Here is a 17,346-nt window from a genome sequence, read left to right as displayed (position 1 = left end):
GCAAGCATGCGGGTGTTGATTGCCCATAACCAATACCAGCAACTCGGCGGCGAAGACATCGTCGCCGAGAACGAGTGCGCTATGCTGCGCAGGGCAGGTCATAGCGTTCAACTGGAGACGATCTCCAACGACTCTATTTCCGGGACGATGGCGAAGCTCGCGGCTGCGCGCCGCGTCAGCTATAATCCTGCTGGCCGTGAATGGATGGCAGAGAGGATTGCCACGTTTCAGCCTGACATCGTTCAGGTCCACAACGTCTTTCCCTTGCTGACACCCGCCGTATACGATGCGTGTGCGGAGGCTGGGGTGCCTGTCGTACAGACGCTCCATAATTTTCGCGTCAGTTGCGCCGGCGGATTCTTTCTTCGCGATAATAAAGTCTGCGAGAAATGTCTGGGCGGCTCACCCTATTGGGCCGTACGACATCGGTGCTATCGCGGTTCACTCCTCGGATCGCTGGCCGTCGCGCATATGATCGACAGCCACCAGCGCGCAGGGACGTGGTCGAAGAAAGTCGACCTCTATTTTGCGCTGAGCGACTTCGCCAAGAGCCGGTTCATCGCCGCGGGGCTTCCCGCAGAGCGTATTGTCGTAAAACCCAATTTCGCCATTGATCCAGGACCGGCGTCTCACGGCTCGCGGAATGGTGCGCTATTCGTCGGGCGGCTAAGCGAGGAAAAGGGTGTCCGCGATCTGGTCGCTGCTTGGGTCGGTATTGATGTTCCTCTTAGGATTTGCGGCGACGGGCCGCTGCGCGAAGAGCTGGAAACGCAGGCGAGGGGAAACATCACATTTGTCGGGCGGATCGGGTCCGATGAGGTGCGGCGGGAAATGGCACGGGCACAGTTCCTCATCATCCCGTCCATCTATTACGAGAACTTTCCGATGGTTATCGCGGAAGCCTACGCGTCTGGTCTTCCGGTTCTAGCCTCACGCATCGGCAGTCTGGCTGAGATTGTTCGACACGGCGAAACGGGTCACCTGTTTGCGCCAGGTGATCCCATCGACATGCAGACCGAGGTGCTTGCCGCGCTCTCTGCTCCTGACACCTTAGCTGGAATGGGTCAGCGGGCGCGCGAGATCTTTGAACGAGAGTATAGCGAGGCGGCGGTTTGTGATCTCATGACCTCAACTTACGCACGGCTTGTCACTGCTGCTCAGAATAAAAAGTGTAGAATTGCGGGAGTTGCTTCATGAAATCCGCGCGACGACCTGCACTGACGTGCGTGTGCTATCACGATATCGCCGCCCGCGAGAGCGCTGCGACAGCCGGACTTGGGATCACAACGACTCCCACCACCTTTGCCGAGCATCTCGATTATCTCACCTCTCGTTACAACGTCGTTGGGCTTGATGCCATCCTTGCAGGCGAACTTCCTGAACGGCCCTTATTGATTACGTTCGACGATGCTTACCGGTCGGTACTAACCAATGCCGCGCCTATGCTTGCCGAACGGAGGCTGCCGGCTGTCATGTTCGCCAATGCTAGGCCGATTCGCGATGCGTTCGTGCCACCCGAGAACATGTTGGCGTTAAGTGCCGCACAGTGGGGGATCGACGACTTGAGCCGTCTCGTTTCGAACGGGCGCTTCGAAGCTGAAACGCTCTTAGACTTGATCGGTGGCTATGCCTCGCGGCTCGCCCCTACCGAGTTGCAGGACATGAGTGCGGTGATCCTTGCAAAGCTGGGCCAAACTCAAGCGCAGCTTCATCGCGACCTCGGTCTTTTTCTTGAGCCTGACGACCTCAAACGCCTTGCGGACTTTGGCATAGAGATCGGAAACCACACGCGCTCACACGTGCGATGCAGAGCCCTCGACGCCCGTGAGCTCAACTCGGAAATTGTCAGCGCAAAAGACGAGCTGGAAGAGATGTCCGGCCGAACGGTTCGTGGTTTTTCGTTTCCGTGGGGGCACGAAGACGACGCCACCCCAGAAGCGCTCGCCGCGATCCGTTCGAGCGATCACCGAGGCATTTTCCTCGTACATGCGCGGCACAATAGCGAGCGACCCGCGAAAGACATCTGGTATCGCGTGGTCATGACCAACGAAAGTGTTCAACAACTGCCCTGGGTCCTGTCGATTAAACCAAGGCTCAGGTCGCTTGTTCAACGTTGGCGGCGAGGCCGGGAAGACGGCGCGCGAATGAAACAGCGCGCGTAAATTCCGCGAGAGACTTCTCCAAGCTGAACCAGCGCACAGCATCTTCGCGATCGCGCGAGAACCGCGCCCATCGTTCCGGCGATGAGAGGATATCGGTAGCTGCACATGCCCACGCTTCGATATCGAGCGGGCGAACGAGACCGACACCGAATGGCTCAATCAGTTCTTGAGATGAGACGGCGTGCGGCGAGCCGATAACGGGCGTTCCGCAAAGGACGGCTTCATTGGCGACCAAGCCCCACGTGTCGCCACGCGATGGAAACATCAAAAGTTTTGCGGACGCGTATGCGGCGGGCAACGCATCGGCTTGAAGATATCCATCAAATTGGGCTGTGACACCGGATCGGGTCAATCGTGATTGTAGCTCATCGCGGAGCGGGCCATCCCCGACAATCCGTACTTTGGGAGTCAGGCCCTTCCGGCGGCAGCAATCGATTACGTCTGCAAAAAAAAGCGCTCCCTTGATGTGCTCGTTAAGCGCGCCGGCAAACAGAATATCGAAGGGGCGCTCTTCATAGCTCAATTTTTCCACCGGACTGTCCCAAGCCACGACGATAGGGACGACGACAGCGCGCTCACGCGACAAGCCCCAACGCGCGAGCAGATCTACGCTGGCTTGGCTCGCACAAACACCGAATGATGCCGATGGCACCAGAAGACGCCGCATGAGGCCATGCACCCGAGAAGTCTCGCCGGGATCTGTTGCGAGTGCGCCATCGGTGGCGACGCCGTAGGGTATCCCAGTCGCACGAGCATATCCGGCGGCGAGCGCCATCGTTGGAGAGAAGCCACCCCACAGGATGCTGATGTCAGGCTTCAAACGCCGCAGCGCCGTGATCACAGACGGATTGAAGTACGCATGGCTCGTGTAGCTGGCGTGACGGCGCCATCCCGACAAAACCTCGAGCTTGTAGTGTTTCGCTTCCGGAATCTGCCAGGCGCGCTGCGGTTCGATCGCGGCGCACGCTAGGACCGTTACCTCTTCGCCTGAGGCTTCCGCATATGCCTCGTAGAGCCGATGGGTGTAAGGCGCAACTGAGCCTGTGACGATAGCAAGGGACATGGGTCCGGACGGTTCGCGTTTGAGAAAAAGGTGCTTCCTGGCAGTGCGAGGCGTGCCCAGCAGCTCACTATCCCAGGGTGATCACCGGCACACAACACTCCGCCTGTCGTCATGCTTTACAGGAAACGGGTTGTAGATCCGTTAGCGGGTTGAACCCTCATCCGCATTAATTTGCGGCAAGATGATTCCGCGATCCATCCGGTCGTAGGGAAGGCCCTGCAGTTGTGCGGCGCTCAATATATCCTCTCCGAGAATGGTTGGGATATCGCGTGCAGTCTTGAGAGCATCCAGGCGTGATTTTGCAGGGGATGACACGCCTATTTCAGACGGCGTCAACGGTTGTTGGAGGGCCTGCCCGGACTCTTCGACCTCGGGATAAATCCGGTATGGAACGCCTGAGACAAAGAGATTGCCTTCAGCGGTATTGCGCTTTGGGCGAGCGGGATCATCGCTGAGAATATCCGCCAGATGCGGATAGCGCTTCATCCAGCGTGCCGAGCTGATGGGCATCGCGGCTAGCCGTTGCCGCAACTCACGGTCCGTATTCCAGACCAGCTCGCCATTCCACGTCATGCCGCGTCCATCGATGTGCACGCCCGGCTCTGAGTTGATCATCACATTCTTGCGCGCAACGTTGTCGCGGCCACCGCCGATGAACACGGGCTGCTCGACGCGCAGGAATACGTTGCCTTCCACAGTGGTGCCGCTGGTGAAGTCGTCGAGATAAACGCCCTTGACCTCGAAGCCCTCCCCCTGACCACGGAGATCATGCAGGAAGTTATTGCGTATGATGGTGCCCCGCCCAGTCCAATCACGTCCCGTATCTATCGCACCGGCATCGGAGGTATCCGTGAGGACTGAGGTGATCTCGTTGAGTTCGATCAGGTGGTCGTTGCCGGAAAATGAGATGGCTGTGTGCGGTGCATCACAAAGGTAATTGCCGCGCGCGGTATTGCCGACGCCATCAAGCCGAATGCCTGGCCGGTACATGCGCCCCAATCGGGAAAAATCCCGAATACGACAATCGCGCACATAAAGGTTCGCAGGTGTAAGGCTCGGCCTGTCGCCGCCGCTCAGGACCACACCGCCTTCGCCAGTGCGCGCGATGTTGCAGCTCTCGATGCCGCTCTCTCTTGCGTTGTTGATGCTTGCCGCAACGCCACCCGTATCGCGGATGGTGACGTCTCGAATTGCGATGTTGGCGCCGCCTTCAATTTTGATCGCGCTTCCACGCACGCGCTCTAACGCGAGATTTTCAATCTGGATGTTTCGCGCACCGAGTATTTCAAACAGGTGCGGTGCGAGAGATATCTCAAGCGGGGGTCCTCCTTCGGGGCGCGGCCAGACTACGAGCGTTCCCGTGTCCCGATCGCGGTACCACTCTCCAGGCATGTCGAGTTCGGATAACGCGTGCGAGATGAAAATTCGAAAATCGGAGCCAAATCCGAATTGCGGAGGAGCCGCGAGTTCGAGGGCAGCGTCCGCGGGTGCTGCCCGGACAATCGGGATCGTCTGATAATTCCAGTTCCAGCGGAAGTTGCCATTGGCCCAGAGGTCCGGCTCGTCCGCCCAGGCTGAATAATTGGCGCCCTTCAATGCGAACTTTGTGCCCGATCCGTCGACAGACAGGCTGGTTGCCGGAGCAAATCCTTCATTGGGCCACCGTGCCGGGATCAGCGGACCTGCCGCGTCGAAAACCTCGAAGGGGATCAGATCCGGCAGCCGATCATGGACACGCGGGACATCGACGCGGGTGGCGCTGCGGACGAACTCCGGGAGCCGATAGGCTTGGACGGCGGCCCGGGCTTTGTCCGTCAACTTCGTGAGATGACTGGACGGCAGGCTCGTCAGCTCGAGGACAACGCTGCCGCGCAGGGTCGCGGTGCCGGAGCTTGTTCCGCGTATGATCAATGGGACCGCATCGGTGCCTCCGTCATCGGACGTAAGTTCGATTGGCTCCTTGAGCCGATGAACACCGGCGCTCAACTCGATAACGATGGAGACGGGCTCGGCAGATTGCCGCCGCAGCGTTCTCGCAAGCTTTAATGCCGATCCGAGCGTTCGGGCGGTCGGACGATGTCCGGATGAGGTGGCGGGAAGGTCAACGGCTTCCGAAAGGTCTGCCGGGACGAGGATTACAATTGCCTCGGTTTTCGCCTCACCGCCTACAAGGCTTTGTGCGAAGCTCGGATTGCTTTGGCCCACAGCAGATATCGCAAACAGGAGGGCCATCAGTATCGCGATGCGCCAAAGCGGATTTCGGCGCATCGAACGATCTAAAATTGAGACTTCGCTCGGTGACACGGTGTGCGAAGCCGTAGAGCCTAGAAAAGCTTCAAGCCTGGAGGCAACGGCAGGCCTCCAGTTACAGAGGCCATCTTCTCCTGCACTGTCGCTTCGACTTTCGATCTCGCGTCCTGGAAGGCTGCCACGATCAGATCTTCAAGGATGTCGGTCTCATCGGGCTTAGCGAGACTTGGATCAATCTTGATCCGCTGCATGTCGCCTTTGCCGTTCAAAACAACTTCCACCATGCCCGCACCGGACCGACCCTCGATCTCCATTTCGGAAAGTTCGGCCTGGACTTCCTGCATCCGGGTTTGCATCTCCCGAACTTTGCCCATCATGCCCATTAGATCTTTCATTTGAGGTTCCTTAAGTTACGTGGGGTCAACCGGTGCGCGTGCCCGTGTCGTCGTCTTCATCCGTCGCACCGTCAATTGGCCGGACTGCGGCGATCTCCGCATCGGGGAAGGCCCGCAATGCCGCTGCTACGGTCGGGTGTGCTTTAAGCCTTTCGAGTTCCGCAGCTTGCCGTTCTCGCCGCACCACGGCAACGGGTGGAGCGCCCGGCGATTTTGAAAGCGCTACCATCCAGTGATGACTGGTCCACTGGTTGAGCCGCTCGCGTAATTCGTTGGCGATTGTTGGTGGCGCACCCTGGAGCAGATGTAACTCGATGCTGTGCGTGGCTCTGTCGAATTTCACGAGACTGACGTGCTCTTCCAGGAAAACCTTGAGCTTCAGATCACGATGTTGACCTATGATATCAAGAGCTTCCTCGAACGAGCCGGGATCGGGACGCAATCCGCCGCTAACGGGCATCAGGTCCGAGGCATTTGCCGGATCATCGGTATCGAACTCGTCGGAAAAACCTTCGGCAGACTCCAGCCAGCTCTCATCGAGCCCGCCTCCTGCGAAACCTGGGTCCTCGCCCACGGACCCTTGGTCAGTGTCGCCGGTCGCGGCCGAGGGGATCGCGGGTGCTCTATCGCCATAATCTGATTGGCTCCGCGGCGCGGCTGTATCGGCTGTTGCGGGCGCCGGTGCTGCACGGCGTGCCGGCACGCTCTCTCCGCCCAGCGCCTTGATAACCTCCTCAGGCCCAGGCAGATCCGCGGTGTAAGCCATTCGGATCAGCACCATTTCGGCGGCGGCAATCGGGCTTGGCGCGCGTCCGACTTCTTCGATGCCCTTGAGAAGCATTTGCCAAGCGCGAGACAAAAGCGGCACTGAAAGTCGCTCGGCCACGCTGCCGGCACGCCGTTGTTCTTCCGCCGAAAGGGCATCGCGCGCGGCTTCTGCGCCCACCGCTTTAATCCGCGTCGCCAGATGCACAGCCTCGGAGAGATCGGTGAGCACCTGAACGGGCTCGGCCCCATCGCGGTGCAAGGCCGATAATGCGTTGATCGCATCTCCAGCGCGCCCGGCGAATAACAGATCAAGAAGGTCGAAGATCCGACCACGGTCCGCCAAGCCCAACATGGCACGGACGTCGGCCGCCTTCACCTCACCGTTGGTGAACGCTATCGCCTGGTCGAGAATCGACAGGCCATCGCGAACCGATCCCCCTGCAGCCCGAGCGATAAGCATAAGCGCCTCATCTTCGGCGCTCGCCCCCTCTTCCTTGGTGATCTTTTTGAAGTGCTGACTGAGTTGGGGTACGTCGACGCGGCGCAGATCGAACCGCTGACAACGAGAGAGCACTGTAACCGGTACTTTGCGGATTTCGGTCGTCGCGAAGATGAACTTCACATGCTCCGGGGGTTCTTCAAGCGTCTTCAACAACGCGTTGAAGGCAGCCTTCGAAAGCATGTGGACTTCGTCGATGATGTAGACTTTGTAGCGCGCGACCAGTGGCCGGTAACGGGCGCTTTCAATGATCTCGCGTACGTTGTCGATGCCGGTATTCGACGCCGCATCCATTTCAATGACGTCGGCATGCCGGCTTTCCATAATCTCCCGACAGTGGCGGCCGAACGCCGCAGGGTCGGTCGGTAACCGGACCGTTGGCTTGCTGACGCCGTCAACTTCGAAGTTGAGCGCCCGGGCGATGATGCGCGCCGTCGTGGTCTTACCAACCCCGCGGACACCGGTCAGCATATAGCCTTGCGCGATCCGGCCCTGCTCAAAAGCATTGCTCAGGGTCGCGACCATGGCATCCTGCCCAATCAGGTCGTCAAACGTCTGCGGACGGTACTTACGGGCCAACACCACGTAGGGTTTGGTCGTCGTTTCCGATGCTGGAGTGCCGTCGCTTGCCATAATGCCGGTTTTCTTTTGCGTCATCGCGCGGGAGTTTAGCCGCTGAATGATCGCGATGCACGTACCGGCGTCACGTCGCCAAAAGTCACACGTGCCCTGGCGCTTGTGGAGAACGCGACCGCAAAGGGAGATTTAAGGCTGGCGGACGACCCGCGTCCTAATCGTTAGGGCTGCTTCGTTCCCGACCTGACCCGGTTGGCGAGGGATGCGTCCGCCGCCAGCCCATCTGCTATATGACGGGTTGGGCTTCTGTATGCAAGGGTGCATCGTCCCACAAATCCAGATAAAGTGTCAGTCTACTGTGCGCCGAGCCGATTGTCTCGCGAGGGAAGCTTCGCTCTCCGTTGCAATATTGGCAACTCCCCGTTATCTCGACGATATAAGGATCGGCAAAGAATGCCAAACGGCCAACCGCGGCCGGGCTCGGCGCTCATGACGCCGTGGCCATTAGGAGGGAGACCCGGATGACCCCAACACTCGGACCTGCAACCGGACTCGACCGGGCGAGCGACAGACGCTCAGACCGCGAGTACATTGACGGGCTGCTGGGCGCCGATAATGTCCGTTTCCTCGTCATGGCCAATGGCAAGCCCGTGGTTGTGTCGGATGCGGAGCGTACAAAGGCCTCGATCCGGTGGTTTTCTGGAAAGCAAATCGCCGATATGGGGCTGGCCGTGCATGAGGCCATTTTCATGGGCACCGATCCAAAAAGCGGCGCCGGGCACTTTGCCGTTGCGACAACTGAGCACTACGCACGCAATGCTCCCGTGGCAAAGGAGCTTCTCACTCCGATCGTGGATCTACGCTCTCTCGCCGCGCAAGGCACCATGAAGCCAGAGGAGTTGTCGCTGGTTTCGCAAGCCATCTCACTTGCGAACTGGCACGATAACAACCGCTGCTGCGGACGTTGCGGCGGCTCGATGTCGAACAAGGACGGCGGCTGGAAACGGCGGTGCTGGGCCTGCAAACACGAAGTGTTTCCGCGCATGGATCCGGTGGTGATCATGGCGGTCAACGATGGCGAACGCATCGTGCTCGCTCATGAAGAGCGCTTTCCAGACAAGATGTTCTCCACCATCGCCGGCTACGTCGAACCGGGTGACGACATTGAGTACGCCGTACGGCGTGAAACCTTGGAAGAAGTCGGCTTGGACGTTACCGACGTCGAACTGGTCAGCGCGCAGCCCTGGCCTTTTCCGCATTCGCTCATGCTGGGTTGCATGGCGCGTGCACCATCCATCGACCTCAAGGTCAATACGCGTGAAGTTGCCGAAGCACGCTGGTTTACGCGGTCCGAGGCAGCGCAAATGTTGGCGGGTAAGCACCCCGACGGATTGTGGCTGCCAGGCTCGCAAACGATGGCACACCTGCTTATCTCACGGTTTGTAAACGCGACCGCATAAAGACCGCGCCGCGCTTAGACCAACCTATTTTCACCGAACGGAGATCAACAGATCGATGGCGGGCAAGTCGTCTCTTCAGAAACTCAGACTCGTGCTTTGGGGCGCCGTCGCTCTTGCGGCAATTGTGGGCGGTGCGATACTCTTAGGAGAGGCGCAGCAGGCAGTGCGTCAAGGCGCTGAGCTGCCGGGGGCCAAGCGACTTGGCGGCGACTTCACATTGACTCGGGCGAACGGAGAAACCTTCTCAAGCTCCGAGTTGAAAGGCCACCCCTATATTCTGTTTTTCGGCTTCACCCACTGCCCCGATATTTGTCCGACGACTTTGCTTGAAATTACCAAGCATCTTGAATCAATCGGATCTGCCACAAAGGATCTCAAGGTGCTGTTCGTTTCGGTTGATCCTGAGCGCGACACGCCAGAGCTGATGGCCCAGTACATGTCTTCGTTCGACCCACGGATCATCGGGTTGACCGGCACGCCCGAGCAGATCGCCAAGGTCGGAAAGCTTTATCGCGCCTTTTACGAAAAGGTACCGCAAGAGGGCGGTGACTACACGATGAACCACACGGCGACGGTCTTCCTGTTCGATGCCAATGGCGCGCTACAATCGACGCTGAGCTGGCAGGAAGACGGAGCGACGCGCGAGGCGAAGATCAAGCGCCTTGTCGGGGACAAGGCGTAAAGACATTTGCGCCCGCGGCGTAGGGTACGATCGATTTCCTAATGAGAACCCGCTGGTGCTCGATGAACGTTGGATCCCGGGGACAAGCCCCGGGATGACAGCCGCGTGTGCTGCGTCGGTACGGTTCTCTCAAACGAGCGCGTTCAGACGCAGCGGCCGCCATCGACTTCCATGGCAACTCCGGTGATGAATTCAGAGGCTGGCTCGGCGAGGAAGACCGCAGCATTGGCGATGTCTGAAGGCTTAGACATCCGGCCTAACGGGATCGTTGAAACAAATTTCGCGCGGTTCTCGGGTGTGTCCGGCACCCCCATAAACTGTTCCAGCATGCCCGTTTCGCCCATCACCGGATTGATGGCGTTCACGCGTATGTTTTTTGGGGCAAGCTCGGCCGCTAGCGACTTGGTCAGGGTAATCGCTGCACCTTTCGAACCATTGTACCAAGTGAGACCGGGCCTCGGCCGTACGCCGGCGGTTGACGCAGTGTTGATAATGACACCGCCTCCACGCCGCTCCATGTGTGGAACACTGGCTAGTGTCGAGAGGTAGATCGCTTTGACGTTGACGGCGTAGACGCGATCGAAGTCGTCTTCCGTCACATTTAGCGCGGGCTGATTTCGATGCGTAAAACCGGCGTTATTGACCATGATGTCGAGGCCACCAAAAGCGTCGACAGCGGCAGCAACCATGGCTTCGACATCTGCGCGTTGGGTGACATCCGTTCGCGTTGCGAGCGCTGATGATCCAATCGCGCGTGCAACGCTTTCAGCACCTTCTCCGTTAAGGTCAGAGACTACAACCTTACAGCCTTCCTCGGCGTAGCGTTCAGCTATAGCCCGTCCGAAGCCAGAGGCGGCTCCGGTGACGACAGCAATCTTCCCTTCAAGACGTGGCATCGCGTTTTTTCCTCCCCATCCGGATACGTCCTGCCGATGTTACCCCGGCTGATGTAGCGTCACCGGACCGTTTTGTTGTGCTACCACCTCGGCGCGATATGGGCTCGCTTTGTAGGTGCCCAGCAACTTTACCTCGCTTGAAAAGAACGACAGCTCCTCAAGCGCGAGCTGCACCATGCGATCCGCTGGATGGCCCTCAATGTCCGCGTAAAACATTGTCGCGTTGAAAGAACCTTCAAGCTGATAGCTCTCGAGCTTCGTCATATTGACGCCATTGGTGGCAAAGCCACCCAGCGCTTTATAAAGGGCGGCCGGCACATTGCGGACCCGGAAGATGAATGTCGTAACCACAGGGCTGTCTTCCGGTTCGGCATCATCGGGATCACGCGAGAGGATGACGAACCGCGTCGTGTTGTGAACCTCGTCCTCGACGTCGCTCTTCAGGATTTCGAGACCGTAGATTTCAGCAGCCAGCGTCGTGGCTATAGCTGCAAGCCCCTTCTCGGAAGACTCGGATACGATACGCGCTGACCCGGCGGTGTCCGCCTCCGGAACCGGGCGGAGCCCCAAGTTTTTCAATGTCTTGCGACACTGACCCAGCGCATGCGTGTGGCTCAGAACCTTCTCGATGTCCGACAGCTTGGCACCCGGCTTTGCCATCAACTGATGACGCACACGCAGAAAGTGCTCACCGACGATATAGAGATCCGCACCAGGTAAAAGGTGATGGATGTCGGCAACGCGTCCAGCGACCGAGTTCTCGATCGGAATCATCGCGTAAGCCGCGTCACCGTTCTTGACGCAGACCAAGGCCTCTTCAAACGTCGGGCAGGCCACGGCCTGGAAGTTTGGGAAGACTTCGCTGCAAGCAAGGTGCGAATTGGCCCCTGGCTCACCTTGGAATGCAACGCGTGCCGAGGCTGGTTTATCCTCGTTTTGCGCGGAGTGCGCAGGCTTTTCAGTTGGGGCCATGTTCAAACGTAGCTGGAAGTAGGAATAAAGACAGACTGGAGCGGGCGGCGCGAAACATTAAGACCCACGCGCCGCGATATCGGCCGCACGATTGTTCAAAAGCTGGCGTGCACGTTCCAAGTCGGCGGGAGTATCGACACCGAGCGGAACCGTGTCAACGATCGCGACATCTATGCGCATGCCATCTTCGAGGGCTCGCAATTGTTCCAAGCGTTCGCGCTGCTCTAACGGCGAAGGCCGCAGAGCCACAAAACGTTCGAGCGCCGAACGGCGATAAGCGTAGATACCAATATGATGATAGAAAGGACCCTCCCCATAGGGAGCCACCGCTCGGGTAAAATATAGTGCTCGCAGCAAGTTAGGTGATCCGACCGGCGTTGCGACCACCTTAACGACGTTGGGGTTGTCGCGTTCGGCCTCCTCGCTGATCTCGGCAGCCAGGGTCACGATGTGCGGCCCCTTGCTGCGCAACGGCGCTATACACGCGTCAACGAGGTGCGGCTCCAACGTTGGCAGATCGCCCTGCAAATTAACGATGTACTCGGCTTCGCTGTCCGGATCGACCTTGTTGATTGCCTCATACACCCGATCAGAACCTGATGCGTGATCAGCGCGCGTCATGACCGCTTCGCCGCCGACTGAGCGAATTGCGTCGCGTATCTCTTCGCTGTCGGTGGCAACAACAACGCGCCCGAGGCCCGCGGCATGAGCCCGCCGCCAGACGTGGACGATCATGGGTTCGCCAGCGATGTCAGCCATCGGTTTGCCTGGCAACCGCGAGGCCTGCATGCGAGCCGGAATTACGATCAAAGTGCTGGTGGACATAGGGCCTTTCACGGGTCACAAGGAGCAATGGTGACAAATAGTCTCGGAGACAACGCTGTTATAGGTAGGCAAGCCGTGTTGCAAGCACAGGCGGAATTCCTATAGTGACGGCCGAATCCAAAGGCTGGCTGGCGCGCCCGTCGGTCGGTCCTGACGCCGGGGCAAGGGCCTTCTACAGCAGGGTTGTTTATCGATGGACTCATTTGAGCTGAGCAAGATCGCGGGGGCCGTACTGACGGCGCTATTACTGATTTTTGGTGGCAAGACACTGATTGAGTTGAGCCAAGGACACGGCGGTGACCACGGCGAGCACGCCATTGTGGGCTATACTTTGCCCGCTCCTGCGCCTGAAGAAGCTGGTGGCGGAGCGGCTGAACCAGCTGCTCCAGCGTTCGATTTTGCCAAGGTCGCGGCAGATGCACCCGCTGGCGATGTTGCGGACGGCGAAGCGACCTTCAAGAAATGCATGTCCTGCCACTCCGCCGAAAAGGGTGGCCCCAATAAGGTTGGTCCGGACCTCTGGGGCATCGTCGGACGGCCGAAAGCGAGCCACGAAGGCTTCACTTATTCGGCTGCTTTGAAGGAAAAGGGCGGGGATTGGACGCTGGAAGATCTCGCGCATTTCCTGCACAAGCCTAAAAGTTTTGTTTCGGGAACCAAGATGGTGTTTCCGGGTGTTTCGGATGAAAAAACCCTCACCAACCTTCTGGCTTACCTGAATAGCCTGAAGTAACGATCCCAATGACGTTCGGCATCCGCCGATTGTACGTCATACGGTCTATTAATGCGGCCTCGCTGCTTTGCCAGCGGGGCCGTTCTGTTATGATTATTTTGAGACCAAAGTGCTTCTTTGAGCCTTAAACATCTGGCCAAATGTGGCGAACCTTAAGAAGACTTAACTCGCCCTCGGCGCTCTCCACCGTTACAGCAGGTGTAGATCTGTATGGACAGCCTACGGAGATACTGAGTCTCGGGGCGCATGTCGCCGAATCAAACACATGGAGCCGAAGCGCATATGACGGCCATGACCTGGATTTCGAAGTCGATTGCGATCTCAGCAGCCTTCATGGCCCTGATCTCAGGCCCTCTCTCGCTCGACGTGTCCGCTCAGGATGCTCATCACCACGCGCTGTCCCTGGTTGGCGAACCGAAATTCGGGCCAGACTTCAAGCACTTCGACTGGGCGAATCCCGATGCCCCTAAAGGTGGGACGGTGCGCCGTGCTTCCCTAGGATCCTTCGACACCCTTAATCCTTTCAGCATCAAGGGAGAGACTGCGGATGGCGTTGCCGGGCTGGTCTACGACACGCTGATGGCGACAAGTCTTGATGAGCCATCAACCGAATACGGTTTGGTCGCTGAATGGGTCTCATACCCGGAAGATTATTCTTCCGCCACATTCAAGCTGCGTGAGGGCGCGCGTTTTCATGACGGCCAGCCTATCACACCAGAGGACGTGATTTTCAGTCTGGAGGCCTTAAAAGCGGCCAATCCATTGTTCGCGCTCTACTACAAAAACGTCACGAGTGCGGAGAAGACCGGAGATCACGAGGTCACCTTCCGCTTCGATATGAAAGGCAACCGCGAGTTGCCCCAGATCCTTGGGCAGCTTTACGTGCTTCCCAAGCACTTCTGGGAAGGCAAGCAAGCGAACGGACAGCCCCGCGACATTACCAAGTCTACGCTCGAAGCTCCCTTGGGCTCCGGCCCCTATCGAATCAAATCGGTCGATGCCGGTCGTCAGGTCGCGTTCGAACGGGTCGACGACTATTGGGCCAAGGATCTGCCCGTAGCGCGCGGCCTCAATAACTTTAACGAGATCCGCTACATCTACTTCCGGGATCGCGTACCGGCCTTCGAAGCCTTTAAGGCAGGGCAGATTGATCTTTGGACGGAGTCCAGTGCCAACGCCTGGGCCACTCAGTACAACGTCGACGCTGTCAAGAACGGGCAGATCAAGAAAGAGGCTCTGCCGCACAAACGCGTCGCACCGATGCAAGCGTTCGCATTCAACCTGCGCAGAGCGCAGTTCCAAGACCCACGTGTCCGCCAAGCGTTCAATCTCGCGTTCAACTTTGAAGCGATGAACAAGTCGCTGTTCTACGAGATGTATGTTCGCGTTAGCAGCTACTTCGATAATTCGGAGCTGAAAGCGACCGGACTACCGACGGGGCGTGAGCTGGAAATTCTTGAAAAGGTTCGAGACAAGGTTCCTCCGGAAGTATTCACGCAAGAATGGAAAATGCCATCGTCACCAGACGCTACGGCCCATCGGAACCACTTGCGTGCTGCCTCTAAGCTGCTGAAGGAGGCCGGGTGGCAAACGAACGGCGGAGTTCTTACCAACGCCAAAGGCGATAAGCTCTCCGTTGAGTTCCTAATCGTCAGCCCTGACTTTGAGCGGGTGCTGCTGCCCTATATCGACGATCTGAAAAAGTTGGGTATCGATGCCCGAGTTCGTCTCGTTGACTCAACGCAGTACACGCGACGGCTTGAGGAGTTTGATTTTGACGTTGTTGTCGCGTCCTTCCCGCAGTCGCACTCTCCGGGCAATGAGCAACGTGAATATTGGGGCTCAGCTGCGGCCGATAAGAACGGTAGCCGCAATATCATTGGGATCAAGAATCCGGCCCTTGATGAGCTAATCGAGGATTTGGTTCAGGCCAAAGACCGTGAAGAGGTTGTCGCCGCGACGCGCGCGATTGATCGTGTTTTGCTGTGGAACTACTACGTTGTGCCGCAGTGGCATTACCCCTTCGACCGCGTTGCTTTCTGGGACATATTCGGACGGCCTGAGGTGCTTCCCTCCCAGTTCCCGGCTGCGACCACAAATTGGTGGGTCGATGCCGACAAGGCGAAGGCTCTGGCCTCGCAACGCGGCATGTGAAGATCGTTATCTCCAAACCAGGACACGGGCACAGGAAGAGGTGAACGGATGAGGGCAAACTGGAGGCGACCTGGGCGGCACAGCACGTGGGTAAGCTTCGCCATTCTGATCGCGGTGATTGGGACCGCGGTTGCGGAACCGGCCCGCGCCAGCGGTCCGACCCATGGACTATCCGCCTTCGACCAGCTCAAGTATCCGCCTGATTTCAAACACTTCGACTACGTCAATCCCGACGCTCCGAAGGGGGGGCGCCTTGCCATGATCGGCACGGCCGCGCGCGTCACCTTTGACAGCTTCAATGGATACATTTTGAAGGGCGATCCGGCGCAAGGGCTCGAATACCTGTTCGATAGCTTGATGGCGCGTGCCCTTGATGAACCCGACGCCGTTTATGGACTGGTGGCGAAATCCGCCGAGGTCGCCGACGATAATCTCTCGGTGGTTTTCCATCTTCGCGAAGAAGCAAAGTTCACCGATGGCTCCCCTGTCCGGGCCGAAGACGTTGTGTACTCCTTCGAAGCGCTGACCAAGCTAGGGCATCCCAGCTACCGCATCAGCCTGCGCGACGTTACGAAGGCAGAGGCTCTCGATCCGCTGACGGTCAAGTACACGTTCCAAGGCGAACTCACGCGCGATCTGCCCATGACAGTCGCGGCGCTGCCAATCTTTTCAAAGGCATACTACGAGACACAACCCTTCGACCAAACGACGCTCAAACCGCCGCTTGGCTCGGGCCCCTACAAGATCGGTCCGTTCAAGGCCGGTACATTCGTCACGTACATACGGCGCGAGGACTATTGGGCCAAAGATCTGCCCGTCAATCGCGGGCAGTACAATTTCGGTGAACTGCGCTACGAGTATTATCGCGACCGGCAAGCGGAGCTTGAATCTCTTCTCAACGGCTCTTTCGATTTACGCGAAGAGTTTACGAGCGTTAGCTGGGCAACGGCTTATGATGTTCCCGCCGTGCGAGAGGGCAAGATCATACGCATGTCGCCGGAAGACAGCCGGCCTTCCGGCACGCAGGGCTTCTTCTTCAATACGCGACGGAGCAAATTTTCCGACCCGCGAACCAGACATGCAATAGCACTGGCCTTCGATTTCGAGTGGGCCAACAACAACCTATTTTACAATCTTTACAAACGCACCACGAGTTACTTCGAGAACTCGGACATGAAGGCGTCTGGACCGCCAGGCCCAACGGAGCTCGAGCTCCTTGAACCCTACCGAGCCCAGCTTCCGCCCGAGGTGTTCCAGGAGGCTTACGTCCCACCCCTCAGTGACGGATCGGGTAAGGACCGCAAGCTTTTGCGGCAGGCCGCGGCATTGCTCGATGAAGCCGGATGGAAGCTCCAGGGTGGTGTCCGCCGTAATGCCAAGGGTGAACCGCTGGAAATTGAATTCCTGACATTCTCGGAAGCGTTTTTGCGGATCATCGGCCCTTATGCCGAAAATCTGAAACTGCTGGGGATCAACACCTCCACGCGCTTAGTGGACGGCTCGCAATATCAGCGGCGTATCGAGGACTACGATTTCGATATAACGACACAACGTCTTGTCTTGCGGCTCACGCCGGGCGTCGAAATCAAGAACTACTGGGGCTCCCAAGCCGCTGAAACCAAAGGAACGCCCAATCTCGCGGGCATAGCCAATCCGGTTGTCGATGCGATGATCGACAGAGCGCTCACCGCCAAGTCGCGGGCAGATTTGGTTGCGGCGACGCGAGCCATGGACCGGGTCATGCGCGCCAATCATTATTGGGTCCCGCACTGGTACAAGGCCGAACACAACCTAGCCTTCTGGGACAAATACTCGTGGCCCAAAATCAAACCGAAATACGATCGAGGCGTTATCGCAACGTGGTGGTATGACGCCGAGAAAGCTGCCAAGCTGCAGCGCAAATAACTCCAA

Annotated in this window: 14 protein-coding genes and 1 other RNA gene; 7 read left to right on the top strand and 8 right to left on the bottom strand. The window is 58.2% G+C overall.

Annotated elements, in window-relative coordinates:
• Window positions 1-6 precede the first annotated feature (6 nt).
• Window positions 7-1,197, top strand: coding sequence for a glycosyltransferase (locus YBN1229_RS08925; protein ID WP_046478046.1), 1,191 nt, complete (start codon window positions 7-9; stop codon window positions 1,195-1,197).
• The gene (locus tag YBN1229_RS08920) at window positions 1,194-2,162 is read left to right on the top strand and encodes a polysaccharide deacetylase family protein (RefSeq protein ID WP_046478045.1); all 969 of its coding nucleotides are present in this window, start codon (window positions 1,194-1,196) and stop codon (window positions 2,160-2,162) included. Before YBN1229_RS08925 ends, YBN1229_RS08920 begins: the two co-directional genes overlap by 4 nt.
• On the opposite strand, the gene YBN1229_RS19055 is transcribed toward YBN1229_RS08920, so the two are convergent.
• The 5 genes from YBN1229_RS19055 to ffs all read right to left on the bottom strand — a co-directional run bounded on the left by YBN1229_RS19055 (window position 2,095) and on the right by ffs (window position 7,996).
• A complete protein-coding gene (locus YBN1229_RS19055; RefSeq protein WP_046478044.1) occupies window positions 2,095-3,225 on the bottom strand; it encodes a glycosyltransferase family 4 protein in 1,131 nt (376 codons plus the stop codon). The genes YBN1229_RS08920 and YBN1229_RS19055 overlap by 68 nt on opposite strands.
• Window positions 3,226-3,366: 141 nt before the next feature.
• Window positions 3,367-5,493 carry a right-handed parallel beta-helix repeat-containing protein gene (locus tag YBN1229_RS08910; RefSeq protein ID WP_052743806.1) on the bottom strand — a complete coding sequence of 709 codons (2,127 nt, stop codon included), beginning with the start codon at window positions 5,491-5,493 and terminating at the stop codon, window positions 3,367-3,369.
• A gap of 56 nt (window positions 5,494-5,549) precedes the next feature.
• Window positions 5,550-5,870, bottom strand: a complete 321-nt coding sequence (locus YBN1229_RS08905) for a YbaB/EbfC family nucleoid-associated protein (protein ID WP_046478043.1) — start codon at window positions 5,868-5,870, stop codon at window positions 5,550-5,552.
• A 25-nt stretch (window positions 5,871-5,895) separates the two neighbouring features.
• On the bottom strand, window positions 5,896-7,794 hold the full coding sequence (locus YBN1229_RS08900) for a DNA polymerase III subunit gamma/tau (protein WP_046478042.1): 1,899 nt from the start codon (window positions 7,792-7,794) through the stop codon (window positions 5,896-5,898).
• Between the two features lie 106 nt (window positions 7,795-7,900).
• Window positions 7,901-7,996: signal recognition particle sRNA small type (gene ffs, locus YBN1229_RS08895), an RNA gene on the bottom strand.
• 238 nt (window positions 7,997-8,234) lie between these two features.
• Here ffs and nudC point away from each other — a divergent pair.
• Both nudC and YBN1229_RS08885 read left to right on the top strand, forming a co-directional pair.
• Window positions 8,235-9,173, top strand: coding sequence for an NAD(+) diphosphatase (nudC, locus tag YBN1229_RS08890; RefSeq protein WP_046478041.1), 939 nt, complete (start codon window positions 8,235-8,237; stop codon window positions 9,171-9,173).
• 55 nt (window positions 9,174-9,228) lie between these two features.
• Entirely contained in the window at window positions 9,229-9,855 is a 627-nt protein-coding gene (locus YBN1229_RS08885) for an SCO family protein (RefSeq protein ID WP_046478040.1), read from the top strand.
• A 143-nt stretch (window positions 9,856-9,998) separates the two neighbouring features.
• Here the strand turns inward: YBN1229_RS08885 and YBN1229_RS08880 are convergent, their stop codons facing one another.
• The 3 genes from YBN1229_RS08880 to YBN1229_RS08870 are packed head-to-tail and all read right to left on the bottom strand — an operon-like array spanning window position 9,999 to window position 12,548.
• On the bottom strand, window positions 9,999-10,751 hold the full coding sequence (locus tag YBN1229_RS08880; protein ID WP_046478039.1) for an SDR family oxidoreductase: 753 nt from the start codon (window positions 10,749-10,751) through the stop codon (window positions 9,999-10,001).
• Between the two features lie 39 nt (window positions 10,752-10,790).
• Window positions 10,791-11,723 (bottom strand): prephenate dehydratase, encoded by a 933-nt coding sequence (locus YBN1229_RS08875; protein WP_046478038.1) that lies wholly within the window; start codon window positions 11,721-11,723, stop codon window positions 10,791-10,793.
• Window positions 11,724-11,780: 57 nt separating this feature from the next.
• A complete protein-coding gene (locus tag YBN1229_RS08870) occupies window positions 11,781-12,548 on the bottom strand; it encodes a 3-deoxy-manno-octulosonate cytidylyltransferase (protein ID WP_046478037.1) in 768 nt (255 codons plus the stop codon).
• Window positions 12,549-12,741: 193 nt separating this feature from the next.
• Here YBN1229_RS08870 and YBN1229_RS08865 point away from each other — a divergent pair, with 193 nt between their 5' ends.
• The 3 genes from YBN1229_RS08865 to YBN1229_RS08855 all read left to right on the top strand — a co-directional run bounded on the left by YBN1229_RS08865 (window position 12,742) and on the right by YBN1229_RS08855 (window position 17,340).
• Window positions 12,742-13,281 carry a c-type cytochrome gene (locus tag YBN1229_RS08865; protein ID WP_046478036.1) on the top strand — a complete coding sequence of 180 codons (540 nt, stop codon included), beginning with the start codon at window positions 12,742-12,744 and terminating at the stop codon, window positions 13,279-13,281.
• Between the two features lie 282 nt (window positions 13,282-13,563).
• Complete coding sequence (locus YBN1229_RS08860) at window positions 13,564-15,435, top strand: extracellular solute-binding protein (protein WP_244466796.1); 1,872 nt, start codon at window positions 13,564-13,566, stop codon at window positions 15,433-15,435.
• A 48-nt stretch (window positions 15,436-15,483) separates the two neighbouring features.
• Entirely contained in the window at window positions 15,484-17,340 is a 1,857-nt protein-coding gene (locus tag YBN1229_RS08855) for an extracellular solute-binding protein (RefSeq protein WP_082101082.1), read from the top strand.
• Window positions 17,341-17,346 lie beyond the last annotated feature (6 nt).

Origin of the sequence: Candidatus Filomicrobium marinum, from assembly GCF_000981545.1 — a bacterium.
GTDB classification, from domain to species: Bacteria; Pseudomonadota; Alphaproteobacteria; order Rhizobiales; family Hyphomicrobiaceae; genus Filomicrobium; species Filomicrobium insigne.
Note: the sequence above shows the minus strand (reverse complement) of the source record. Positions and strands in the feature narration are given on the sequence as shown.